The organism is Gibbsiella greigii, assembly GCF_039540155.1.
In the GTDB taxonomy this organism is placed as follows: Bacteria; Pseudomonadota; Gammaproteobacteria; order Enterobacterales; family Enterobacteriaceae; genus Gibbsiella; species Gibbsiella quercinecans.
Genome location: NZ_BAABEM010000048.1, coordinates 85540 through 108083 on the forward strand (window position 1 = coordinate 85540; position 22544 = coordinate 108083).

The window sequence follows — 22544 nt, forward strand, 5'->3', positions numbered from 1 at the left end:
TTAAGGGAGTTCGGTTGAACCCGCCAGTTCGCTGCTTTCTTCTTCTGCCGGCTCGTTGCGCGCCAGCATGGCGGTGGCAATGCCGTTGCCCAGCACGTTAATCGCCGAACGGCCCATATCCAGGAAGTGGTCAATCCCCATCAGCAGCAGGATGCCGGCGACGGGAATGTTGAAGCTGGGAATGGTGGCGGCTAACACCACCAGCGCCGAACGCGGCACCCCGGCGATCCCTTTCGAAGCCAGCATCAGCGTGAGCATTAGCACCGCAACTTCAGAAAATGACAGATGGATGTTGTAAGCCTGGGCGATAAACATCGAGGCGAATGAGCAATAGATCATCGAGCCGACCAGGTTAAACGAATAGCCGATGGGCAGCACGAACGACGCGATGTTGCCTGGGCAGCCAAAGTTACGTAGCTGTTCCAGCGTTTTTGGATAAGCCGCTTCCGAGCTGCTGGTGGTAAAGGCGACCAATACCGGCGATTTCAGCATGCTGACCAGGCGGAAGGTATCTTGTTTTAACACCAGGTAGCAGAAGGCGATCATCAGCGTGCAGGCCAGCAGAATGGCAATATAGTAGCCACCGACGAACGATGCGTAGTTGAGCAAAATCCCCAGGCCCTGGGTGGCGATCACTGAGGATACCGCGGCGAAAATCGCCAGTGGGGCAACGTACATCACGTAGCCGGTCACTTTCAGCATGATATTGGCGACCACGTTCAGGCAGTCGCTTAGCGGTTTGGTGAAGGTTTCGCCAAAGGACGCGCCGGCAATGCCAAAGAACAGGGCGAATACCACAATCTGCAGGATCTCATTGTTGGCCATCGCTTCAATGATGCTGGAAGGGAAGGTGTGCGAAATAAACGCTTTCAGCGACATGCCGCTGACGGCCAGGCCGGTATCCACAGCGCCTGCCGGGATCTGCAGGTTAAGCCCATGCCCAGGCTGCTGTAACGTCACCACCAGCAGGCCAAGAAATATCGAGATGATCGAGGAAGAAATAAACCACAGGAAAGCTTTCCCGCCCAGGCGGCCAATTTTGGCTGTGTCGCCCATTTTCATGATGCCGACGGTCAGAGTAGTGAAAACCAGCGGGGCAATCACCATTTTAATCAGGCGAAGGAATATATCGGTCAACAGGGAGACATTGCTGGCATAAGACTGGGCGATATCAGGCGCCAAATATTGGTGAACCAATGCGCCGGTGATGACCCCTAACACCATAAATATAATAATAAATGATGTTAGTTTGTTTGATTGTGACATAGATGTTGTGAACCTTTTAATTAACCTGTCTGTGCTACTGGCTTATCCTATAACCAAAATAATTCGAGTTGCAGGACAAAAACGCAAAAGCGTTTTTGAACAGCGTTAGCGCTGGCCCCGTAGGGGCGAGGCCCAAGGATGGGCCGAGTAACCAAGCCAACACACCTGCAACTTGAAGTATGAAGGGTATAAACGCGTAACAATGTTATCAATCGGAAGGTAATACAACCGCTTTCTAATTGCCATAAGTTTTTTTTATGATAGGAGGCACTGAATTAATGTTTTATACCCGAAATAATTCGAGTTGCAGGACAAAAACGCAAAAGCGTTTTTGAACAGCGCTAGCGCTGGCCCCGAAGGGGCGAGGCCCTGGGATGGGCCGAGTAACCAAGCCAACACACCTGCCTTGAAGTATGAAGGGTATATTGTGATGGGAATAGGTACGGCAGCCGCTGCGCCGTGCCTATTATTGCGGCGTTGGTGGGTTATTTGCGCAGATCTTCAATCCCCACCGGCTGGCCGAACAGAAAACCCTGAATTTCCTGGCAGCCTTCTTCTTCCAGGATACGCAGTTGCTCACGCGTTTCCACGCCTTCGGCGACGACCGGCGTCTTCAACGAGTGGCTTAGCGTGACCATCGCGCGCACAAAAGAGCGCGTTTGGAAATTGCTTTCAACATTGCTGACGAACGAGCGATCGAGCTTAATCACGTCGAAATTAAAGTCACGCAGCATACTCAGCGAAGAATAGCCGGTGCCGAAATCATCCAGCGCAATGCTGATCCCCATTTTTTGTAATTGATGCAGCAGGTTGAACGCCAATTGTTTATTGGTGATAAATGCGGTTTCTGTAACTTCAAACTCCAGCAGCGTGGGTGGATAAGCGGTTCGCATTAATATTTCACGCACTTTATCGATAAAAACCGGATCGCGTAATTGCACCGGTGAAATATTGACGGAGATCTTTTTATCCACTTTGTTATTTAGCGCTTCACGGCACACATGCTCAATAACCCAATAGCCTAAAGAGATAATTGCGCCGGATTCCTCGGCAATAACAATAAAGACTTCTGGCAATATTGGGCCAAGCCTGGGGTGATTCCAGCGTAATAACGCTTCATAGCCGGTAACCGTTCCGTCTTTGAGCGAATATTTTTCGTGATAATTAATATAAAACTGTTCCTGCTGTAGCCCGGTGCGAATATCAGCGGCAATCTGATTGCGTTGGCGCGTTTTCTCATCCATTTCGACAACGTAATAACAGATTTTCTCATTAATATTGTGCTTGGCGCGATACATGGCCAGATCGGAATTGCCGATCAGCGTGTTGATTTCGGTGGCGTCATCCGGATATACCGAGACGCCGATGCTGGCGTTGACCACCAGCTCGGTTTGCGCAAAGGCGCGGTGCCCGGCAAAACAGGCGTACAGGCGGCGCACGAAGGCTTCAAGTTCGCGCTTGTCGCTAAACGGCTTGGCGGCGACGAATTCATCGCCACCAAAACGGGCGACGATTTCATCACCGCTGAGGGTTTGCCGGATGCGCGAGGCGGTTTGCTGCAGCAACAGATCGCCGGTATGGTGCCCTTCGCGATCGTTGATCTCTTTGAATTTATCCACATCGATGGTGCAAATCGCGATGTTATGCTCCGGCGCTTCAGCGAGCATTTTTTCAACCACGGTAAAAAATTCAAGGCGGTTGGGCAATCCAGTCAGGGCATCGTAGCGCGCCATGTAATGCATACGATCGTTCATTTGCTTCTGTTCGGAAATATCACGCGTTATTTTGGCAAAACCGAGCAGCGTGCCTTGTTCGTCATGAATCGTATCGATCATCACGTGTGCCCAAAATCGCGAGCCATCTTTGCGGTAGCGCCAACCTTCACCTTCAAATTTACCGTTCAGACGCGCTACCGCCAGGTTTTTTTCCGGCAGCCCGGCCCGTTGTTCAGATTCACTGTAAAAAATGCCAAAAAACTGACCAACGATTTCTTCGCTGGTATAGCCTTTGGCTTTTTGCGCGCCTAAATTCCAACTGGCGATGGCGCCATCAGGATTCAGCATATAAATCGCGTAGTCTTTAACGTTTTCCACAAAATGGCGATAGGACAGATCGCTTAACCCCAGATGATCCATGTCGACCAAACCTTTTGTATGGCTATTTCCCATAAGTCTATACGGCACATGGTGAAAAAGAAATGCGTTCCGGCCTGAGTTGTGATGGTTGCCTGGAGATAATGTTGTGAACAATGGTTAACACCAAAATAATTAATCTGCCAAACAGGCATTACTAACAATGGGGTTATTTCAGTGCGCTGTATTATTTTGAAAAATAAATTTCTGAATAGACTTGAAAGTTTTACAGTTTGACGCTAATGGTTATCATTCAAATTATTTGCAGGCCATATGGCAAGCGCTGCACGGTGCGATTTTCAATTCTTCTATTGGGGGTTCAAAGATATGTGGGTGTCTTTCAGTGTAAAACGATCCTGCCTGTTGTGCTCGCTGGCGGTCCTGCTGCCCGGCGCTTCGTTTGCCGAAGAAACCGTGGTGGTGACTTCCGCGCCTGAGGATTCCGCACAGAGCGTCACCCACGGCTATACCGTGCAGACCAGCAGCGGCGCAACCAAAACGGACCAGCCGCTGATCACCACTGGGCAGTCGGTTTCTGTCGTCACACGCCAGCAGATCGAGGATCAGGGGGCGGCGAACCTGAACCAGGCCCTCAACTATACGCCAGGGGTGTTTACCAACTTCGCCGGCGCGGCGACCCGCTTTGATACTATCTCGCTGCGTGGTTTTCACGGCGGGGATGTGGATAACACCTTCCTTGATGGCCTGCGGCTGATGAGCGACAGCGGCAGCCATAACAATTTGCAGATCGATCCCTGGTTCCTGGAACGCGTGGATATCATAAAGGGGCCGTCTTCGGCGTTATATGGGCAGACGGTGCCGGGCGGCCTGGTCAACATGACCTCCAAACGCCCGCAGTTTACTTCTGAAGGGCATTTCCGGCTGTTTGCCGGCAGCCAGAATAGCAAAGGGGGCGCATTTGATTACACCAATGCCATTAACGATCAGTGGGCCTTCCGCATTACCGGGATGACGCGTACCAGCGACACCCAGTATGACCATACCCGCGAAGAGCGTTATGCGATATCGCCCTCCTTGCTGTGGCAGCCGGATGACAATACCTCACTGTTATTAAAAGCCTATTTGCAGAAGGATCCTTCCGGGGGTTATCACAGCGCCGTTCCCGCCGAGGGCAGCCTTTTCTCACGCAATGGTTACAAACTGAGCCGCAGTTTTTACGACGGGGAAAGCAGCCTGGATCAATACAAGCGCCGTATCCAGATGTACAGCTATGAGTTTGCCCACACCTTTAACGATACCTGGTCGTTCCGCTCCAACGCCAACTATACCCACTCCAACGTTGCAATCGATCAGATTTACCAGGCCGGCTGGGTGGGCAATAGCAATGAGATGAGCCGCTACTACACCGGTGAGCGCTCATCGTTGGATGCGTTTGCCATTGATAACCAACTGGAGGCGGATTTCGCTACCGGCGCGCTGGAGCACCTGGTGATCCTGGGGGCGGAATATCATCAGTACCGCAATAATCTGTGGGACGGCGGGGCTTATGCCAGCACGTTGAACGCGGTAACCGGCGTTTCCGGCGGCGATGCGCTGACGTTCTATAAAGACGATGACAATAATCGGCGTTACTACCAAACCGGCATTTATTTGCAGGATGCGATGACGCTGGATAAATGGCACGTTGATTTGTCCATGCGTTACGATCGTATCGTCTCCAAACGGGTGAGCGACAGTTATGCCACCGCCGATCGCCGCAGTGACGATCACGTCAGCGGGCGTGGTTCGGTGCTGTACGCGTTTGATAATGGCATTTCGCCGTATGTCAGCTACAGCCAGGCGATTACGCCCACTTCGCTTTCCGACGCCAACGGTAATCTGCTCAAACCGACCACGGCCGAGCAGTATGAAACCGGGGTGAAATACCAACCGGTTGGCACTTCAGATTTGTATACGCTGGCGGTGTATGACTTGATGCAAAAAGATGTGGCCAACCGCGATGTGCTGACGGCCACTTATGTCCCGGCCGGTAAGGTGCACTCGCAGGGGATCGAGCTGGAAGCGCGCAATCAGTTGACCCCGCGCCTGAGCACCATTATGGGCTATACGCTAAGCCACGTGCGCTTTAAAGATTCGGTGGACGGCAACGATGGCCATACGCCATATGTAGTGCCTAACCAGATGGCATCTGCCTGGGCGAAATACCAGTTTGACTACGGTATCAGCGTGGGCGCCGGCGTGCGCTACATAGGCAAACAATGGGCCGATAATGAAAATACGCTGCGCCTGCCTTCGACAACCCTGGTTGATGCGTCGGTGCGGATGGATCTGGCGGCCTGGAACCCTGCGTTGAAGGGCGCATTTGTGCAGGTGAATGCCAATAACCTGACGGATAAAGCGTATGTCGCTGCCTGCTATGGCACGGGATATTGCTACTGGGGGGCTGAACGCACGGTGATGGCGACCGTGGGCTATGATTTTTGATCAAAGCCGATGAGGGGCCTCGCAGCGGCCATCATCGGCGGTTGTTTTCAGCCATGTGGTATTTGGCGCCGCCATACGCTGCAGGGGCGCCCAGCCGTATCACGCCACGTTCGAGTTAACCAGGTTAATCGCGCGGGCAAGATGCATGGTTTTCTCAAACACGGCGTCGACGGAGATCGACATGACGTTCTCGTCAGGTGTTTGCAGTATTTCATGCGGCACACCCCACGGCGCCCAGCAGACAGGATCGCTGTTGCCGAACAGCGCCACGATCGGCTTTTGCAGGGCGGCGGCGATATGCATGGCCCCGCCGTCGCTGCACACCACGAAATCGCACAACTGCGTGGCGGCTATCATGTCTTTCAGTTCGCTGGTCGGGACGGCCGTTATCGGTAACTCTTGGCAAAGCGCCAACATTTTCCGGGCCTTTTCGTCATCGCCGGGGTGGCAGGGGTTATCTTCGGCGCCCGGCGACCACAGGAGAACAAGCTGGCATGGTAGCGTTGCCGCCAGGCGTTTGGCCAATTCGGCAAAGTTTTCCACCGACCAGCGTTGGCGGACTTTACGTGAGCTGATGTTTAAACCAAATACCGGCAGCGTATCCGAGATCGGGTATTTTTTCCGTAACGATGAAACCCGGTAGGGATCGGCGGTGATTGTTAACGGCCCGGGCTGCGAGTGAGCGGTGAACGGTTTCATCAGGTAGTGAAAACGCGTGACGATACTCATGGCGCAGTTTTCCGGCTGCGTAACCAGATCGCTAATAAGTGGATGTTTTTCTTTACCCAGGGCGATAACACGCCCCGGCTTAATCAATGTGATCCAACGCATCACGCGTTTATCCCAGCGGCCTTTGGCGATAAATACCACGTCGTACTTATTTTTTCTCAATGCCAGGACCAGCGCTATGCGCTTGAAAATAATTTTCACCACCGACGTATTTTTTTCCCGGTGGTGTGTTTTTTGGTAAATATACAACCTATTAACGTGGCTATTGCCTTCTAATACTGCAACGTTGTAACTATTAGCCAGCACATCGACATCATAATTAAGTTCGGCAGAAATACTCCTGATGAGTGGTGTCGCAACAATGGTATCCCCAATGTTATCTCTGCAGATAATCAAGGCTTTCAAACATGGCTCCCGCGTATTTCAAAAAATATTTTCATATGACTCACTGCTTCCGCGTAAGTTCAGCTGGCGCCGGGTAAATAGTGAGAAATAAAATCGTATGTATTTCGTGCAGATAGCGGTGATTTTTAGCGTATAGGCCGGGGATTGTTGGGCGGCTAGGGGAGACGAAGGCAATAAAAAACCCGATAATCTTGAACCTAAAAAGGCGGGATTATCGGGCTCCACAAAATGGGGACATCAAAGAAAAGCAGTGGCACTAATTAAGACTATGGCTTGGCCGGAAAGTTCTCATCAAGGGTAAAAAAATCGCAAAGATTTATCGTCTATTCTTTCTGATATTGTCCCCGTCATCCAAACAGGCCGGGCCAAATCACCACAATCAGCGAACCCGCCAGGGTTAACAGTACGTTAGCGATGGCATAGGTGCCGGCATAGCCCAACGCTGGGATGTTACTGCGCGCTGTATCGCTGATGATCTCCATTGCCGGGGCACAGGTGCGGGCCCCCATAATGGCGCCGAACAACAGCGCCCGGTTCATGCGCAACACATAGGCACCGAACAGGAAGCAGAACACCACCGGCATCAAGCTGACCAGCAGCCCGGCGACCAGCATCTGGCCGCCGATGGCGCCCAGGCCATGGCCGATACCGGCGCCGGCGCTCAGGCCGACGCCGGCCATAAAGACCATCAGGCCGAACTCTTTCACCATATTCAGCGCGCCCTGCGGGATATAGCCGAAGGTAGGGTGGTTAGCCCGCAGAAAGCCGAGCATGATACCGGACATCAGCAGCCCGGCGGCATTACCGATGCCGAACGAAAAGTTGCTGAACTGAATGGTAATTTGCCCAATCAGCAGGCCTATAATGAAGAAGGCGCAGAAGGCCAGCAGATCGGTAACCTGGCTGTGGATTGAGATAAAGCCGATCTTTTCCGCCACGCCTTTCACCCGGCGCGCGTCGCCGCTGACCTGCAGCACATCGCCCTTATTCAGCACGATGCTGTCGTCGATAGGCATTTCAATCTGGCTGCGGATCACGCGGTTGAGGAAACAGCCGTGGTCGGTCAGCTTCAGTTGGCTCAGGCGCTTGCCGACCGCATTGCTGTTTTTCACCACGATTTCTTCGGTAACGATGCGCATGTCCAGCAGATCGCGGTCAAACACTTCTTTGCCGTTACGGAAGCTCGGATCCAGCCGCGCATGCGCATCCGGGTAACCCACCAGCGAGATTTCGTCGCCTACTTGCAGCACCGCATCGCCATCCGGGTTAGCCAGAATACCGTTGCGGCGGATACGCTCGATGTAACAGCCCGTTTGGCGATAAATGCCCAGCTCACGCAGGTTTTTCCCATCGGCCCAGGCCACCAACTCTTGCCCGACGCGGTAGGCGCGGATAACCGGCAGATAGACCTTGCGTTGGCTGTCCGTATCCAGGCCGCGTTCGCGGGCGATTTGCTGGGCGGAAGTCGACAGATCCTGATGCTGCAATTTCGGCAGGTAGCGTGCGCCGAATATCAGGCTCACCAGGCCAATCAAGTAGGTCAGGGCGTAGCCCAGGCTGAGGTGATCCTGCGCGGCCAGTAGCGCCGGGCCGTTGGTAATGGTGTTGCGTAGCGTATCACCGGCCCCCACCAGCACCGGGGTTGAGGTCATTGAGCCAGCCAACATACCGGCGGTAAGGCCAATATCCCAGTGGAAGAGTTTACCCAGGCCGATGGCGAGCACCATGGCGGAGCCGACCATAACCAATGCCAGCATCAGGTAATTTTTGCCATCGCGGAAGAAAATGGAAAAAAAGTTAGGCCCGGCTTCAACGCCGACGCAGAAGATAAACAGCATAAAGCCCAGATTTAGCGCTTCGGTGTTAATGGTGAAATGTTGCTGCCCAAGCAGCAACGACACGACCAAAACGCCAATCGAATTACCGAGTTGGACAGAGCCCAAACGAATTTTTCCGAGGCAAAGCCCCAGGGCGAGAACCACAAACAGTAACAGGATGTAGTTACCGTTTAACAAACTAGCGACGTTTATGTTCACGGAGGATAACTTATTGTTTACCAGTAAGTGCTTGATATTAATGGCTATAAGCGCTAAATTCAGCCATCAGATACATAGAAAAATCCTATAAAAATTGCCGAACGCCGAAGGCAATTCGCTCCATCGTTCAGCGGCGCTTATTCTAGTCGCTCTGGCGCATGACAGCCAGCACAAAGCGGGATAACGTTTACCGCCTGCTGCATTAATCCTCTTTTTATTGACAAGGGAAAGTTCGGCCTTTGCCTACAGGTAAATGGCAAGGCGGGTATGTCATTGGGTATGGGTACCTGGCCGTCACTATCGAGGAGGAGTTCCATGACGACCTATCGTTACTGGGCAGGTATAGTCAGCAGCTTCCTGTTGTTCAGCCTGGTGTTTTTGGGCCAGCGGGATGATGTGCTGCGCAGTATGGATCACGAGCATCGTGGCGAAATTGGCCTGCTGCTGTTTATGATCCCGGGATTTATTGCCAGCGCGCTCTCCGGCCGTCGGCGTATCCGCTGCCCGCTGATCGGCACGCTGTGTGCGCTGCCGTTGTGCCTGATCGTCCGTTATTTCCGGCCGACAGCGTATTGGTTTTGGCAGGAATTGGCTTATGCCACCAGCGCAGTATTCTGGTGCTTATCGGGTGCGATGCTGTTTTTATGTATCAAGGTGATGCTGCAGGCTTGCCGCCAGGGCGGCGGCAACGGCTCACACCTGAAGTAAACGGGCTGCGGTGCCCTCAGCCAATAAAGGGGGAGGGCACCAACCTGATTACTGGTACAGGCTCAGGTGTTCTTTGGCATAGGCTTCAAAATCGGTGCAGCCGCCAATGTGTTTTTCATCCAGGAAGATTTGCGGAACGGTTTCTACCGGTTTGCCGACGGTTTTTTCCAGATCGGCCTTGGTGATGCCTTCGGCATGGATATCAATATAGCGGTAGTTGAAATCGTCACGCTCGTTAGCCAGTTTTTCCGCCAGCGCTTTTGCCCGGACACAATAAGGGCAAGCAGGGCGCCCAAAAATTACTGCATACATGCAATACTCCTTCGTTTTTATATTCAAAATACTCGCCATACTTCAAGTTGCAGGTGTGTTGGCTTGGTTACTTGGCCCATCCCTGGGCCTCGCCCCTTCGGGGCCGCTGCTCACGCTGTTCAAAAACGCTTTTGCGTTTTTGTCCTGCAACTCGAATTACTTAGCGTATAAATAGTGGTCATTGCAATGGCGCTTTGCCGGTTAAAATAAGACTGCCGTTGGCGCTCCACTGTTGCTGCGGCACACTATGCCCATATGGCGGCGTAAAACAAAGCAGGAATTACCTGTTAATCTGATTTATACAATCGATGGCTTAGCCATTGCCCTGCTGGAGAGAAAAATATGCGATCGTTGGGTGATCTGCCGCGCCCGGTTCTGGTGTTGGAAGGGATCGGCATGCTATTGCTGATATTGGCGTATTTGTGCATTCATGGGCATGTGCAACTGCCGGGGATGCTTGGCAGCCAGATGGCGGCGGTCGGGATGATTTTTCTTGGCGTCGCGCTGATGGTGCCGGCCGCCGCCTTCCTGGTGTGGCGCGTAGTGCAGGGGTTTAGCCCGCTGATGCGCGGTGATTTGCCGCCGGATAGCGAACAACGCGGCGGCGAGAAGCCGGATCGGGATCCGCGCCGCTGAACCCTGTGCGATCGAGCAGATTTGTCAATTAAGGCGGATTGGCCGTGGCGTATTGGGTGAATATTCCGTAAGCTATGCGCCTTTTCGCATGTTGAATATTTGAGGCTGGTATTTATGGATTCACTCATCGTCCCGGATTTAGCGTTATTACGACGTTGGCTGGATCAGTTAGGGATCTCCTTCTTCGAATGCGATGCCTGCCAAGCGCTGCACCTGCCGCACATGCAGAACTTTGACGGGGTGTTCGACGCCAAGATTGATCTGGTCGACAACGTGATCCTGTTCTCGGCGCTGGCGGAGGTGAAGCCAACGGCGTTGATTCCGCTGGTGGGCGATCTCAGCCAAATCAATGCCAGTTCTCTGACCACCAAAGCGTTTGTCGATATTCAAGATGACAATTTGCCCAAACTGGTGGTGTGCCAGTCCTTAAGCGGCGTGGTCGGCATTACTCTGGAACAGTTCGCCCACTTTATGCAGCAGGGCGAAGAGCAGATTTCGATGATTATCCTGGAAGCCCGGGCGAACGATCTGCTGTTTATGGGTGAGGAAGAAGAGAACCCGGCTAGCGCTCCCCGCCAAATAACCGTGCACTAACCACTTGTTTAAATGATGCGCACCGCCAGCGCGGCGGTGTGCCAGCGTTATTCCATTCAGTAATCATATATTCTGCATTTCAAGCCAGTTTGCCAGATATTCCTCGCTAGTTTGTCGTTATTGGCGTAGCACATAGAGAAAATTTGCATAGAAAATCGATAAAAGGCGTTTTTCACCCTGAGGACTGGTGCCTGTTTACAACAGCGGGTATGCTGCTGATTCTGCTAAGGGCTTGCGATTACCTTTGTGACCACGTGGGCTGGGCGGTAAAAATGCCAGCAGCATCAACTGCATGGCTATGCACCCGCGGTTGCAGCGATTGCGCTCGATCAGGAAAGGTTTTGTATCATTGCCGATACAAATTGAGCTCCCCTTGTTCTTGGAGGTAGTTACGGATGGTCGCCCAACATAAAAAATGGTTAGCGGGTGTTGTTACGGGGTTGCTGATGGCGGCTTCCGTCACCACGTCAGCAGCGGAGAAAACGCTGCACGTCTATAACTGGTCAGACTATATCGCGCCAGATACCTTAGCTAAATTCCAGCAGGAAACCGGCATTAAAGTGGTTTACGACGTTTTCGATTCCAACGAAGTGCTGGAAGGTAAACTGATGGCCGGCAGCACCGGTTATGATCTGGTGGTGCCTTCCTCCAACTTCCTGGAGCGCCAATCGCAGGCCGGCATCTTCGAGCCGCTCGACAAGAGCAAAATCCCGAATTACAAGAACCTTGATCCTGAAATGCTGCAGCTGGTGGCGCATAACGACAAGGACAACAAATACGGCATCCCTTATATGATGGTGACCACCGGCATCGGCTATAACGTCGACAAGGTGAAAGCGGCGCTGGGTAAAGACGCGCCGGTCAACAGTTGGGATCTGATCTTCAAGCCGGAAAATCTGGAGAAGCTGAAAAGCTGCGGTGTTTCCTTCCTGGATGCGCCGAGCGAAGTCTACGCCACTGTGCTGCACTATCTGGGTAAAGATCCCAACAGCACCAATGCGGCGGATTACACCGGCGCGGCGAACGATCTGCTGCTCAAACTGCGGCCGAACGTGCGTTACTTCCACTCTTCCCAGTACATCAACGATCTGGCCAACGGCGATATCTGCGTAGCGATCGGCTGGTCCGGCGACGTCATGCAGGCGGCCGACCGCGCCAAAGAGGCGAAGAACGGCGTCAATATCGCCTATTCGATTCCAAAAGAAGGGGCGCTGACCTACTTTGATGTGTTCGCGATGCCGGCGGATGCCAAGAACAAGGACGAAGCCTACCAATTCCTTAACTTCCTGCTGAAGCCGGACGTGATTGCAGATATCAGCAACCATGTCTACTACGCTAACGCGGTGAAAGACGCAACGCCGCTGGTGGACGCCGAAGTGCGTAATAACCCGAACGTTTATCCGCCGGCGGATATTCGCGCCAAGCTGTTCACGCTGAAGGTGCAGGATCCGAAAATTGACCGTGTTATTACCCGCTCTTGGACTAAGGTTAAGAGTGGGAAGTGATGAGTAAGGGGCAACCCTCACGGTAATCATCAACCGCAGGCGGGCCTTTTCCCGCCTGCGTTGCCATTTTAGTGCCACGGCCATTGCCGTGGCGGTTTGTACTGATTTAGCACCGGAGAGCCCCTCGTTGAACGACGCGATTCCTCGTCCTCAAACCCGGCAGCAAAAGGTTTTTACCCCGCTGTTGGAAATCCGTAACCTCACGAAAACCTTTGATGGCCAGAACGCGGTAGAAGATGCCAGTCTGACCATTTACAAAGGCGAGATCTTCGCACTGCTTGGGCCTTCGGGCTGCGGCAAATCCACGCTGCTGCGTATGCTGGCGGGTTTTGAACAGCCCACCGCCGGGCAGATTGTCCTTGATGGCCAGGATCTGGCGCTGGTGCCGCCGTATCAGCGGCCGGTGAATATGATGTTCCAGTCTTATGCGCTGTTCCCGCACATGAGCGTGGAGCAAAACATCGCTTTTGGCCTCAAGCAGGACAAAATGCCGCGTGGCGAAATCAACGCGCGCGTTGAAGAGATGTTGGCGCTGGTGCATATGCAGGAATACGCCAAACGCAAGCCGCACCAGCTTTCCGGCGGCCAACGCCAACGCGTGGCGCTGGCGCGCAGCCTGGCCAAACGGCCGAAGCTGCTGCTGCTGGATGAACCAATGGGCGCGCTGGATAAAAAGCTGCGCGATCGCATGCAACTGGAAGTGGTGGATATTCTTGAGCGCGTTGGCGTCACCTGCGTGATGGTGACCCACGATCAGGAAGAAGCGATGACCATGGCCGGGCGCATTGCCATCATGAACCGCGGCAAGTTTGTTCAGATCGGTGAGCCGGAAGAGATCTATGAACACCCGAACAGCCGCTTCAGTGCGGAATTCATCGGCTCGGTTAACGTGTTCGAATGCGTTTTACAGCAGCGGCAGGACGACGCGCTGATTCTGCAAAGCCCCGGCCTGCGCCACGCCATCAAAGTGGATCCGGATGCATCGGTGGTGGACGGGGTGCCGATCCAGGTTGCGCTGCGGCCGGAAAAGATCACGCTGTGCGAAGACGTGCCGGAAGACGGCTGCAACTTTGCCGTGGGCGAAGTGGTGCACATCGCCTACCTGGGCGATTTGTCGATTTACCATGTGAAGTTGCTCAGCGGCCAGATGATCAGCGCCCAGTTACAAAACGGCCACCGCTTCCGCAAAGGGATGCCCACCTGGGGTGATGAAGTGCGCTTGTGCTGGGATACCGATAGCTGTGTGGTGCTGACGGTCTAATGGGGATGTGAGGAGTTACCGTTATGACAATACTTTCTGAACAGCCCCCATCGGCGCCGGTGCAGCAGCCCGGCCCGCTGAAAGCGTTTTTCCGCCGTGTGCAAATGGCGCATGGTCGCAAGCTGGTGATCGCGCTGCCGTATCTGTGGCTGGTGCTGTTGTTTTTGCTGCCGTTCCTGATTGTGTTCAAAATCAGCCTGGCCGAAATGGCGCGCGCTATCCCACCTTATACCGATCTTATGAGCTGGGCGGACGGCAAGCTGGATATTGCGCTCAACTTTGCCAACTACCTGCAGTTGACGGACGATCCGCTGTACGTGGAGGCCTATCTGCAATCGCTGCAGGTGGCGGCGGTCTCAACGGTTTGCTGCCTGCTGATTGGTTACCCGTTGGCATGGGCGGTGGCGCACAGCAGATCCTCAACGCGCAATATCCTGCTGCTGTTGGTGATCCTGCCTTCGTGGACCTCGTTCCTGATCCGCGTTTACGCCTGGATGGGGATTTTGAAAAACAACGGGGTGTTGAACAACGTCCTGATGTGGCTGGGGGTGATCGATCAGCCGTTGGTGATCCTGCATACCAACCTGGCGGTGTATATCGGTATCGTCTATTCCTACCTGCCGTTTATGGTGTTGCCGATATACACCGCACTGACCCGGATCGATTATAGCCTGGTGGAAGCGTCGCTCGATCTTGGCGCCCGGCCGCTCAAAACCTTTTTCAGCGTGATCGTGCCGCTGACGCGCGGCGGCATTATCGCTGGCTCGATGCTGGTGTTTATCCCGGCGGTGGGGGAGTTCGTCATCCCGGAACTGCTCGGCGGGCCGGACAGCATTATGATCGGCCGCGTGCTGTGGCAGGAGTTCTTCAATAACCGCGATTGGCCAGTGGCCTCTTCGGTGGCGGTTATCATGCTGCTGCTGTTGATTTTACCAATTCTCTGGTTCCACAAGCACCAGAACAAAGAAATGGGGGGCCAGGGATGAGCAATTTGCCGGTAGTGCGTTCCCCGTGGCGTATTTTGATTTTGGTGTTGGGCTTCACTTTCCTGTACGCGCCGATGCTGATGCTGGTGATTTACTCTTTCAACAGCTCAAAACTGGTGACGGTGTGGGCTGGCTGGTCGACGCGCTGGTACACCGAACTGTTCCACGATTCTGCGATGATCAGCGCCGTGGGGCTAAGCCTGACCATTGCCGCGGCTTCGGCGACGGCGGCGGTGATCCTCGGCACCATCGCCGCGGTGGTGATGGTGCGTTTTGGCCGTTTCCGTGGCTCCACCGGCTTTGCCTTCATGCTAACGGCGCCGCTGGTTATGCCGGACGTTATCACCGGCCTGTCGCTGCTGTTGCTGTTTGTGGCGATGGGGCACACGCTCGGCTGGCCGTCGGAACGCGGTATGTTCACCATTTGGCTGGCGCACGTTACTTTCTGCACCGCCTATGTGTCGGTGGTGATCGCTTCCCGCCTGCGTGAGCTTGACCGTTCGATCGAAGAGGCGGCGATGGATCTCGGCGCGGCGCCGCTGAAAGTGTTCTTTGTGATCACGCTGCCGATGATCGCACCGGCGCTGATCTCGGGCTGGATGCTGGCGTTTACGCTGTCGCTGGACGATTTGGTTATCGCCAGCTTCGTGGCCGGCCCAGGGGCGACAACGTTGCCAATGTTGGTGTTCTCCAGCGTGCGTATGGGGGTCAACCCGGAAATTAACGCCCTGGCGACGCTGATCCTGCTGGTGGTGGGGCTCATCGGCACCATCGCCTGGTGGTTTATGGCGCGTGCGGAAAAACAACGCGTGCGCGAGTTGCACAAGGCCGCCCGTGGCTGAATGCGGCTAAACCTGCTACTTTTGCTTGGGTTGTGGTTGCATAATCTCCCGATCCGCCGCTCTGGTGGGCGGCGCTGTTGCACGAAATACGGATATGGCTGATATGCTGAAAAGCGGGCAGGGAATATATATGCGGGCTGATGCACCGGTAGCGGTGATGGTAGCAGGCACCGCGATAGTGGCGATCAAGTGCCTGAGCGTGGTGTTGTTACTGGGGGAATTGGGTTTTTCCGGCGCCAGGGAGTTCGTCAGCACCAGTGCGCAGGCGTGGGATTCAACGCTGATTTTTCTGGCGGGCATTATGGTGCTGTGCGGGCAGATCGGCTGTGGCATCATGGTGACGCGTGGCCGCAACTGGGGGCGCTGGGGCTACGTTGCCTGCCAATGCCTGGTGGTCGGCTACTTACTGCTGGCGACCATCGGCAGCCAGTTTCCCGAAGTGTTTACCGTGGAAGGGGAAACCAGCAGCCAGATCCTCCACCGGTTGATACTGGCCAAACTGCCCGATCTGGTGATCCTGCTGTTGCTGTTTGTTCCGCGCGCCAGCCGCCGTTTCTTCCGCGCGCGCAACTGAGATTTTAGCCGCGCAGAGTGGTAAACTCTGCGCCCTTGAATCGTCATCCTGAATTTTACCGGTTAATCGTCATGCATTGCGCTTTGTACACGGCGGGCAACTGCCGTTCCTGTCAGTGGCTGGAAAAGCCTTATCCGCAGCAATTGGCTGACAAACAGCAACACCTGCAAAACCTGCTGGCGCAGCACCCGGTGGCGCAGTGGCTGGCGCCGGTAACCGGGCCGCAGGCGGCTTTTCGCAACAAAGCCAAGATGGTAGTCAGCGGCAGCGTGGAAAGGCCGCTGCTCGGCATATTACAGCGCGACGGCACGCCCGCCGATTTATGCGCCTGCCCGCTGTATCCGGCCAGCTTTGCGCCTCTGTTTCCGCTATTGAAAACCTTTATCGCCCGCGCGGGGTTAACGCCCTATAACGTGGCGCGCAAACGCGGTGAGCTGAAATACCTGTTGCTGACCGAAAGCACCCACAGCGGCGGCGTGATGCTGCGTTTTGTGCTGCGTTCGGAAACCAAGCTGGCCCAGCTGCGTGCCGCATTGCCCTGGCTGCAGCAGCAACTGCCGCAGTTGAAGGTGATCTCCGCCAATATTCAACCGGTGCATATGGCGATTATGGAAGGTGAGCGCGAGATCCCACTCACCGAGCAGCAGGCACTGGAAGAGCAATTTAATCAGGTGCCGTTGTATATCCGTCCACAGAGCTTTTTCCAGACCAACCCACAGGTGGCGGCCCGCCTTTACGCCACCGCCCGTGACTGGGTGCGGGCGCTGGGTGTCAGCAGTATGTGGGATCTGTTTTGTGGCGTGGGGGGCTTTGGCCTGCACTGCGCCGATCGGGATACGCAACTGACTGGTATTGAAATCAGCGCTGAGGCGATCGCCTGTGCACGCCAGTCGGCGCAGGCGCTGGGGCTGCGCAAGGTTGGGTTTCAGGCATTGGATTCAACCCGCTTTGCCACCGCCGAAGGCCAGGTGCCGCAATTGGTGGTGGTTAACCCGCCGCGGCGTGGTATCGGCCAGGCGCTGTGCGAGTATCTGAATGCCATGGCGCCGGATTATCTGCTGTATTCCAGCTGTAATGCGCAAACCATGGCGAGCGATATCGCCTTGCTGCCCGGTTACCGGCTCGTGCGCGTGCAACTGTTCGATATGTTCCCGCATACGGCGCATTACGAGGTGTTGGCGCTGCTGGTGCGGGCCTGAGAGGCTGCCTCCGCCGCCGGCGAGGGCAATAGGGGTGTTTATTGCGGGAACCACTTGTCGTTGATGGCCTTATAGGTGCCGTCGGCTTTGATCGCCTCCAGCGCGGCATTTAGCTTGGCGAGCAGCGCCTTGTTATCCGGGCGCACGGCGATGCCCAGGCCGGTGCCGAAATACTGCGCATCGGTGATATGTTCACCGACCGGCGCCAGGTTCGGGTTATTCTTCAACCATTCATTGACCACGGCGGTGTCGCCGAATACGCCGTCGATACGGCCGTTCTTCAGCTCAAGAATCGCATTCTGGTAGCTGTCGTAGGCCACCGTATTGATCTCCGGGTGTTTATCCTGCATGTATTTTTGGTGGGTTGTGCCGTTCTCCATGCCCACTTTTTTGCCTTTCAAATCCGCCAGGCTGCTGTATTTGCCTTTTTGCGTAATGACGATCGCCGAGTTGGCATAATACGGCTGAGTGAACGCCACCTGTTTGCTGCGCTCCGGCGTAATATCCATGCCGGAAATCACCGCATCGTATTTTTTGAATTTCAGCGCGGCGATCAGGCTGTCGAAAGCCTGATTGGTGAAGGTGCATTCCGCCTGCATCTGTTTGCATAGCGCCTTGGCAAGATCGATATCAAAGCCGACAATCTGGTTATTGGCGTCCAGCGATTCAAACGGTGGGTAGGTGGCGGAAGCGGCGAAGCGGATGGTATCGGCCGCCTGGGCGGTAAAGGCGATCCCGGCCAGCATCGTGGCGGCAAGTAATAGTTTTTTCATGCACAAATTCCTGTCTGCAAATTATCTGCTGTTATTTTAGGCCACCGTTTGATTCTGCTGGCAAACCGGCGAAAATCATCCGTGGTGGTGATGGCGTTAACCATGCCACCGAGTGAATTAATATGCAATAAAAATGATTAAAAAAGTGGTTTGGCGTTAGCTTAACGCACAGGGCAGGGCAATGCAGGCCGGGCATGGGGAAGCGCCCGGCCCCGGGCGCAAGAGAAAACGGCTAGTTGCGGCGTTCAAAGGCCAGCGCGTGGCGTTCCACCAGGCGCATCAGCAGCGTCAGCAGGCCGTTGACCACCAGATAAATCAGGCCGGCGGCGCCGAACACCATCACATCATAGGTGCGGCCGTACATCAGTTGGCTGTAGCCCATCACTTCCATCAGCGTAATGGTGTAGGCCAGCGAAGTGCTTTTAAATACCAGCACTACTTCGTTGGAATACGACGACAGCGCGCGTTTAAAGGCGAACGGCAGCAGGATGCGCAGCGTTTGCCGGCGCGACATGCCGAGCGCTTCGCATGATTGCCACTGCCCCGCGGGGATGGCCCGCACCGCGCCATAGAACAGTTGGGTGGTATAGGCGGCGCTGTTGAGCGCCAGCGCGATCATGGCGCACAGCCACGGCTGCGACAGCAAGTTCCACAGCCACGGGTAATCGCGGATCGCCGGGAACTGGCCGGGGCCGTAGTAGATCAGGAAGATCTGCACCAGCAGCGGCGTGCCGGTGAACAGCGTGATGTAGGCTTTCACCAGCGGTGTGAGGATCGGCGTTTTCAGCGTCAGCACCACCGTCAACGCCAGCGACAGCAGCAGGGCGACAATCAGCGCGGCCACGGTGAGGGTTAAGCTGGTGTGCAGCCCTTTGGCGATTTCGGGCAGGTAGTCAAGCATCAGGATGCCCCCTGTTCAAAACGCGTGGTACGCAGTTCGATCCGTTTAATGACGTATTGGCTAAGCAGGGTAACAACCAGATAAATAGCGGCGGCAACCACATACCAGGTAAACGGTTCTTGGGTACGGGTGGCGATGCTTTTGGTTTGCAGCATCAGATCGTTAACGCTGATCAGCGATACCAGCGCGGTATCCTTCAGCAGCACCAGCCATTGGTTGCCAAGGCCGGGCAGGGCGTGGCGCCACATCTGCGGCATAATCAGGCGGAAGAATATCGCTGATTTGCGCATGCCCAGCGCCTGGCCGGATTCCCATTGCCCCTGCGGCACCGCTTTCAGCGCGCCGCGCAGCGTTTGCGAAGCATAGGCGGAATAGAGCAGGGCAAGGGCGATCACGCCGCACAGGAACGGGCTGACGTCGAAATTTTCAATCGCCAATTGGATGGGCAGTTGGAACAGGCCAAAATTCAGGGTAAAACCGTCGGACAGCAACAGCAGTAACTGCGACGAGCCGAAATAGATGAACAGCACCACCAGGATTTCCGGCAGGCCGCGCAGCAGCGTAACCCAAGCGGTGCCCAGCCAGCTGACCAGGCGCCAGCGTGCAGACTCAATGGCGGCAAACAGCATGGCCAGGGCAAGCCCGAGCACCAGGGCGCAAACGGCAAGGCCGACGGTCATGCCGGCGGCGCTTGCTAAGGGTTGGATTTCATTCATCGGGGTTAATTACTGCTGGAACCATTTTTTGTAGATGGTTTCGTAAGTGCCATCCTGTTTGATCTTGTCCAGCGCCGCATTGAATTTACCCTGTAACGCGGTGTTGCCCTGGCGCACGGCAATGCCTAAGCCGGTGCCGAAGTAGTCTTTGTCTGTCACTTTTTCGCCCACTACCGCCAGCGTGTTGTTCTGTTTCAGCCATTCGTTAACCACGGCTGAATCGCCGAAGACGGCATTGATGCGGCCGTTTTTCAGATCCAGAATGGCATTCTGGTAGCTGTCGTAGGGCACGGTGGTGATTTCCGGGTGTTTATCCGCCAGGTATTTTTGGTGGGTAGTGCCGTTTTGCACGCCGACTCTTTTGCCCTTCAGCGCGGCGACATCGGCCACTTTGCCTTTTTCAGTAATAAACAGCGCGGAGTTATCGTAGTAAGGCTGGGTGAACAGTACCTGTTTTTCGCGTTCTGGGGTAATGTCCATACCGGCCATCACGGCGTCGAAGCGTTTGAACTTCAGGCTGGGGATCAGGCTGTCGAATGCCTGATTGGTAAAGGTGCATTCGGCCTGGATTTCTTTGCACAGGGCATTGGCCAAATCGACGTCAAAACCCTGGATCTGGTTGTCCGCGTTAACGAATTCAAACGGCGGATAAGAGGCTTCCGTCGCGAAGCGAATAGTTTCAGCGGCGGCGGCGGAAATGCTGATGCCGGCTAAGACGGCGGCGATAAACAATTTTTTCATTAAAAATCCCCTAAGCCTAGTGTGATAAATAGTTGGCGAACTCGGCCGTTTGCGGGTGGGCGAAATGCTGGGCATCCCCCTGTTCCACTACCCGGCCATTTTCCAGATAGGCCACGCGGCTGGCGGTTTTGCGCGCCACTTCCACTTCATGAGTGACGATGACCTGGGTGATCCCGGTGCTGGATAACTCGCGAATGATACTGACGATCTGCGCCGTGATTTCCGGATCCAGCGCTGCAGTGGGCTCATCGAACAGCAGCACGTGCGGTTCCATCATCAGCGCGCGGGCAATCGCGACACGCTGTTGCTGGCCGCCGGAAAGATGAAGCGGGTAACGATCGGCGAAATCACTCAGGCGCAGGCGCTTGAGCAGTTTGTCGGCGCGTTCCATCGCCTGTGCTTTGCTCAAGCCTAGCACACGGCAGGGCGCTTCGATCAGGTTGTGCACCACGGTAAGGTGGGGCCACAGATTATATTGCTGAAATACCATCCCCACGTTCTGGCGCAGTTCGCGGATGGCTTTTTCACCCGGGGGCTGTGTGAAGTCAAACTGGTTGCCGGCAATCTGCAAATGGCCGGAACGCGGCATTTCCAGCAGGTTTAGCACCCGCAGCAGGGAGCTTTTCCCGGCGCCGCTTGGGCCAAGTAGCACTAATGTTTCGCCCGCTGGGCAGTCCAGCGTGATATTAAACAGCGCCTGGTTTGCGCCGTAAAAGCAATTGATATCTTTTAATTGAATGCTCATGCGCCAGGATCGGATAGATTTAGATGCCGCGAATGTTAACTTCCACAGCATAGTTATGCAATGTTTGTGAGTTAAAATTTATTTATATGCGGTTATTTAATAAATAATAGCACAATGTACCGGGCAGCAGCCGCGGCGCATGAATTTGTCGCGCCGCCGATGAAAACCCCAGTCAGTTTGCTCCTGCCTGCGGGCGATGATAAAACCGGCACGGGAGCGCCGGTTTCGCACGGTGATTATTGATCTTCAAGGGTTTGCCGCAGGGTGGCGTGGGAAGCCGGCGTCGGCGTATTCAGATAGCGAATATCGTTAACGGTCCAGCAAGTGCCTTCACGCACCATCAGCACCTCATTCTGCCAGTTCACTTCGTTGCCGCCGGCTTTCTGGTAGCTCAGCGCGACGCGCAGCGGAATATTTTTTGCATCGGTATTCGGAATGGTGGAGGCACTAGCGACCTTGGCGCTGGTCGGCCCTTCGGCACTGCCCGAGAACAAATCGCCGCTGGCGGGCAGTTTACCCGGCTGTCGGCTGGCCTTTAACAGTTCCTGATAGAGCTGCTGGCTCAGATAGGGCTGGAGTTCGCCCAGGCGGGCGCTGTCTGGCCGCGCGGCGCCTTGCTCGATGCGCAGATCGTAAAACGCTTGCGCCACGCTGTCTGGGCCGCCGTCTATACAGCCGCCGCTGCGGGTGCCGATATCCTTGTAAGCCGGCTCAACGGTAGTACAGGCACTCAGTAATAACGCTAAAGGCAAAACAGCCGCAATCGTTTTTATTTTCATCTTAATACCTTTTGTGAAAGTCTCTCTATCCCATAGATTTCAAGGCACCGGCAGGCGGCAAACAAACCTCTCCCCCAGCAGGCTGTTGTCACAGAGCATGCCATGAATACATCAGCAGCTTACAGTATAAATAGATTTTGCCGTGAAGGTAGGTGTCTGAAATGGCTATTCTCGCCGCTTGCCCGCTGGGCATGGCAATACCCTGGCCGGCCTGTTGATGTACATCAATACGACAGGGTGACTATTTCGTTATGTTATA

21 protein-coding genes are annotated in these 22544 nt (G+C 54.8%); 10 read left to right on the top strand and 11 right to left on the bottom strand.

The features are described 5' to 3' along the window. Together AC559G_RS20745 and AC559G_RS20750 are read right to left on the bottom strand one after the other, a co-directional pair. Nucleotides 1–1266, bottom strand: a complete 1266-nt coding sequence (locus AC559G_RS20745; protein WP_498914378.1) for a dicarboxylate/amino acid:cation symporter — start codon at nt 1264–1266, stop codon at nt 1–3. Nucleotides 1267–1751: 485 nt separating this feature from the next. After that, nucleotides 1752–3401, bottom strand: a complete 1650-nt coding sequence (locus AC559G_RS20750; RefSeq protein ID WP_498914380.1) for a putative bifunctional diguanylate cyclase/phosphodiesterase — start codon at nt 3399–3401, stop codon at nt 1752–1754. 324 nt (nt 3402–3725) lie between these two features. On the opposite strand from AC559G_RS20750, the gene AC559G_RS20755 reads away from it, so the two are divergent. Further along, nucleotides 3726–5843, top strand: coding sequence for a TonB-dependent siderophore receptor (locus AC559G_RS20755; protein ID WP_498914382.1), 2118 nt, complete (start codon nt 3726–3728; stop codon nt 5841–5843). Between the two features lie 99 nt (nt 5844–5942). Here the strand turns inward: AC559G_RS20755 and AC559G_RS20760 are convergent, their stop codons facing one another. Both AC559G_RS20760 and AC559G_RS20765 read right to left on the bottom strand, forming a co-directional pair. Next, the gene (locus AC559G_RS20760; RefSeq protein ID WP_498914384.1) at nt 5943–6776 is read right to left on the bottom strand and encodes a glycosyltransferase family 9 protein; all 834 of its coding nucleotides are present in this window, start codon (nt 6774–6776) and stop codon (nt 5943–5945) included. A gap of 548 nt (nt 6777–7324) precedes the next feature. Next, nucleotides 7325–9013 carry an aspartate:alanine antiporter gene (locus AC559G_RS20765; protein WP_438599478.1) on the bottom strand — a complete coding sequence of 563 codons (1689 nt, stop codon included), beginning with the start codon at nt 9011–9013 and terminating at the stop codon, nt 7325–7327. Nucleotides 9014–9328: 315 nt separating this feature from the next. Between AC559G_RS20765 and AC559G_RS20770 the strand changes: the two genes are divergently transcribed. Further along, nucleotides 9329–9721: an inner membrane protein YbjM gene (locus AC559G_RS20770; RefSeq protein WP_498914386.1), complete on the top strand. Its 393-nt coding sequence runs from the start codon at nt 9329–9331 to the stop codon at nt 9719–9721. Between the two features lie 48 nt (nt 9722–9769). Here AC559G_RS20770 and AC559G_RS20775 read toward each other — a convergent pair whose 3' ends face one another. Then, the gene (locus AC559G_RS20775; protein ID WP_438599480.1) at nt 9770–10033 is read right to left on the bottom strand and encodes a GrxA family glutaredoxin; all 264 of its coding nucleotides are present in this window, start codon (nt 10031–10033) and stop codon (nt 9770–9772) included. 342 nt (nt 10034–10375) lie between these two features. Here AC559G_RS20775 and AC559G_RS20780 point away from each other — a divergent pair, with 342 nt between their 5' ends. The 8 genes from AC559G_RS20780 (at nt 10376) to rlmC (ending at nt 17630) form a co-directional block, all read left to right on the top strand. Then, on the top strand, nt 10376–10669 hold the full coding sequence (locus AC559G_RS20780; RefSeq protein ID WP_498914388.1) for a YbjC family protein: 294 nt from the start codon (nt 10376–10378) through the stop codon (nt 10667–10669). A 114-nt stretch (nt 10670–10783) separates the two neighbouring features. Beyond that, nucleotides 10784–11263 carry a type III secretion system chaperone family protein gene (locus AC559G_RS20785; RefSeq protein WP_095848014.1) on the top strand — a complete coding sequence of 160 codons (480 nt, stop codon included), beginning with the start codon at nt 10784–10786 and terminating at the stop codon, nt 11261–11263. 395 nt (nt 11264–11658) lie between these two features. Further along, entirely contained in the window at nt 11659–12768 is a 1110-nt protein-coding gene (gene potF / locus AC559G_RS20790; RefSeq protein ID WP_498914391.1) for a type 2 periplasmic-binding domain-containing protein, read from the top strand. A 127-nt stretch (nt 12769–12895) separates the two neighbouring features. Beyond that, on the top strand, nt 12896–14029 hold the full coding sequence (gene potG, locus AC559G_RS20795; protein WP_279023296.1) for a putrescine ABC transporter ATP-binding subunit PotG: 1134 nt from the start codon (nt 12896–12898) through the stop codon (nt 14027–14029). Between the two features lie 23 nt (nt 14030–14052). After that, nucleotides 14053–15015 carry a putrescine ABC transporter permease PotH gene (potH, locus tag AC559G_RS20800; RefSeq protein ID WP_462613946.1) on the top strand — a complete coding sequence of 321 codons (963 nt, stop codon included), beginning with the start codon at nt 14053–14055 and terminating at the stop codon, nt 15013–15015. Then, nucleotides 15012–15857 carry a putrescine ABC transporter permease PotI gene (gene potI, locus AC559G_RS20805; protein WP_498914394.1) on the top strand — a complete coding sequence of 282 codons (846 nt, stop codon included), beginning with the start codon at nt 15012–15014 and terminating at the stop codon, nt 15855–15857. Before potH ends, potI begins: the two co-directional genes overlap by 4 nt. A gap of 94 nt (nt 15858–15951) precedes the next feature. Then, nucleotides 15952–16431, top strand: a complete 480-nt coding sequence (locus tag AC559G_RS20810; protein ID WP_498914396.1) for a YbjO family protein — start codon at nt 15952–15954, stop codon at nt 16429–16431. 71 nt (nt 16432–16502) lie between these two features. Beyond that, complete coding sequence (rlmC, locus tag AC559G_RS20815; RefSeq protein ID WP_498914398.1) at nt 16503–17630, top strand: class I SAM-dependent methyltransferase; 1128 nt, start codon at nt 16503–16505, stop codon at nt 17628–17630. 38 nt (nt 17631–17668) lie between these two features. Here rlmC and artJ (AC559G_RS20820) read toward each other — a convergent pair whose 3' ends face one another. The 6 genes from artJ (AC559G_RS20820) to AC559G_RS20845 form a co-directional block, all read right to left on the bottom strand. Next, nucleotides 17669–18403, bottom strand: coding sequence for an arginine ABC transporter substrate-binding protein (artJ, locus tag AC559G_RS20820; RefSeq protein WP_438597773.1), 735 nt, complete (start codon nt 18401–18403; stop codon nt 17669–17671). A gap of 232 nt (nt 18404–18635) precedes the next feature. Then, nucleotides 18636–19304, bottom strand: coding sequence for an arginine ABC transporter permease ArtM (artM, locus tag AC559G_RS20825; protein ID WP_498914400.1), 669 nt, complete (start codon nt 19302–19304; stop codon nt 18636–18638). After that, nucleotides 19304–20020, bottom strand: a complete 717-nt coding sequence (gene artQ, locus AC559G_RS20830; protein ID WP_416260478.1) for an arginine ABC transporter permease ArtQ — start codon at nt 20018–20020, stop codon at nt 19304–19306. The genes artM and artQ overlap by 1 nt, the downstream gene beginning before the upstream one ends. A gap of 9 nt (nt 20021–20029) precedes the next feature. Beyond that, the gene (gene artJ, locus AC559G_RS20835; protein WP_498914402.1) at nt 20030–20761 is read right to left on the bottom strand and encodes an arginine ABC transporter substrate-binding protein; all 732 of its coding nucleotides are present in this window, start codon (nt 20759–20761) and stop codon (nt 20030–20032) included. Between the two features lie 16 nt (nt 20762–20777). Beyond that, on the bottom strand, nt 20778–21506 hold the full coding sequence (gene artP / locus AC559G_RS20840) for an arginine ABC transporter ATP-binding protein ArtP (RefSeq protein ID WP_438597770.1): 729 nt from the start codon (nt 21504–21506) through the stop codon (nt 20778–20780). Between the two features lie 236 nt (nt 21507–21742). Further along, entirely contained in the window at nt 21743–22285 is a 543-nt protein-coding gene (locus AC559G_RS20845) for a YqhG/Tai3 family protein (protein ID WP_498914404.1), read from the bottom strand. Between the last annotated feature and the right edge of the window lie 259 nt (nt 22286–22544).

Bases quoted from the DNA above. Each gene is read 5' to 3' on its own strand.
- AC559G_RS20780 (WP_498914388.1), top strand. From the start codon at position 10,376: ATGCGATCGTTGGGTGATCTGCCGCGCCCGGTTCTGGTGTTGGAAGGG.
- AC559G_RS20755 (WP_498914382.1), top strand. From the start codon at position 3,726: ATGTGGGTGTCTTTCAGTGTAAAACGATCCTGCCTGTTGTGCTCGCTG.
- AC559G_RS20770 (WP_498914386.1), top strand. From the start codon at position 9,329: ATGACGACCTATCGTTACTGGGCAGGTATAGTCAGCAGCTTCCTGTTG.
- artM (WP_498914400.1), bottom strand. From the start codon at position 19,304: ATGCTTGACTACCTGCCCGAAATCGCCAAAGGGCTGCACACCAGCTTA.
- AC559G_RS20810 (WP_498914396.1), top strand. From the start codon at position 15,952: ATGGCTGATATGCTGAAAAGCGGGCAGGGAATATATATGCGGGCTGAT.
- potF (WP_498914391.1), top strand. From the start codon at position 11,659: ATGGTCGCCCAACATAAAAAATGGTTAGCGGGTGTTGTTACGGGGTTG.
- AC559G_RS20775 (WP_438599480.1), bottom strand. From the start codon at position 10,033: ATGTATGCAGTAATTTTTGGGCGCCCTGCTTGCCCTTATTGTGTCCGG.
- AC559G_RS20750 (WP_498914380.1), bottom strand. From the start codon at position 3,401: ATGGATCATCTGGGGTTAAGCGATCTGTCCTATCGCCATTTTGTGGAA.
- AC559G_RS20745 (WP_498914378.1), bottom strand. From the start codon at position 1,266: ATGTCACAATCAAACAAACTAACATCATTTATTATTATATTTATGGTG.
- artJ (WP_498914402.1), bottom strand. From the start codon at position 20,761: ATGAAAAAATTGTTTATCGCCGCCGTCTTAGCCGGCATCAGCATTTCC.
- artJ (WP_438597773.1), bottom strand. From the start codon at position 18,403: ATGAAAAAACTATTACTTGCCGCCACGATGCTGGCCGGGATCGCCTTT.
- AC559G_RS20785 (WP_095848014.1), top strand. From the start codon at position 10,784: ATGGATTCACTCATCGTCCCGGATTTAGCGTTATTACGACGTTGGCTG.
- artP (WP_438597770.1), bottom strand. From the start codon at position 21,506: ATGAGCATTCAATTAAAAGATATCAATTGCTTTTACGGCGCAAACCAG.
- potI (WP_498914394.1), top strand. From the start codon at position 15,012: ATGAGCAATTTGCCGGTAGTGCGTTCCCCGTGGCGTATTTTGATTTTG.
- artQ (WP_416260478.1), bottom strand. From the start codon at position 20,020: ATGAATGAAATCCAACCCTTAGCAAGCGCCGCCGGCATGACCGTCGGC.
- rlmC (WP_498914398.1), top strand. From the start codon at position 16,503: ATGCATTGCGCTTTGTACACGGCGGGCAACTGCCGTTCCTGTCAGTGG.
- potH (WP_462613946.1), top strand. From the start codon at position 14,053: ATGACAATACTTTCTGAACAGCCCCCATCGGCGCCGGTGCAGCAGCCC.
- AC559G_RS20845 (WP_498914404.1), bottom strand. From the start codon at position 22,285: ATGAAAATAAAAACGATTGCGGCTGTTTTGCCTTTAGCGTTATTACTG.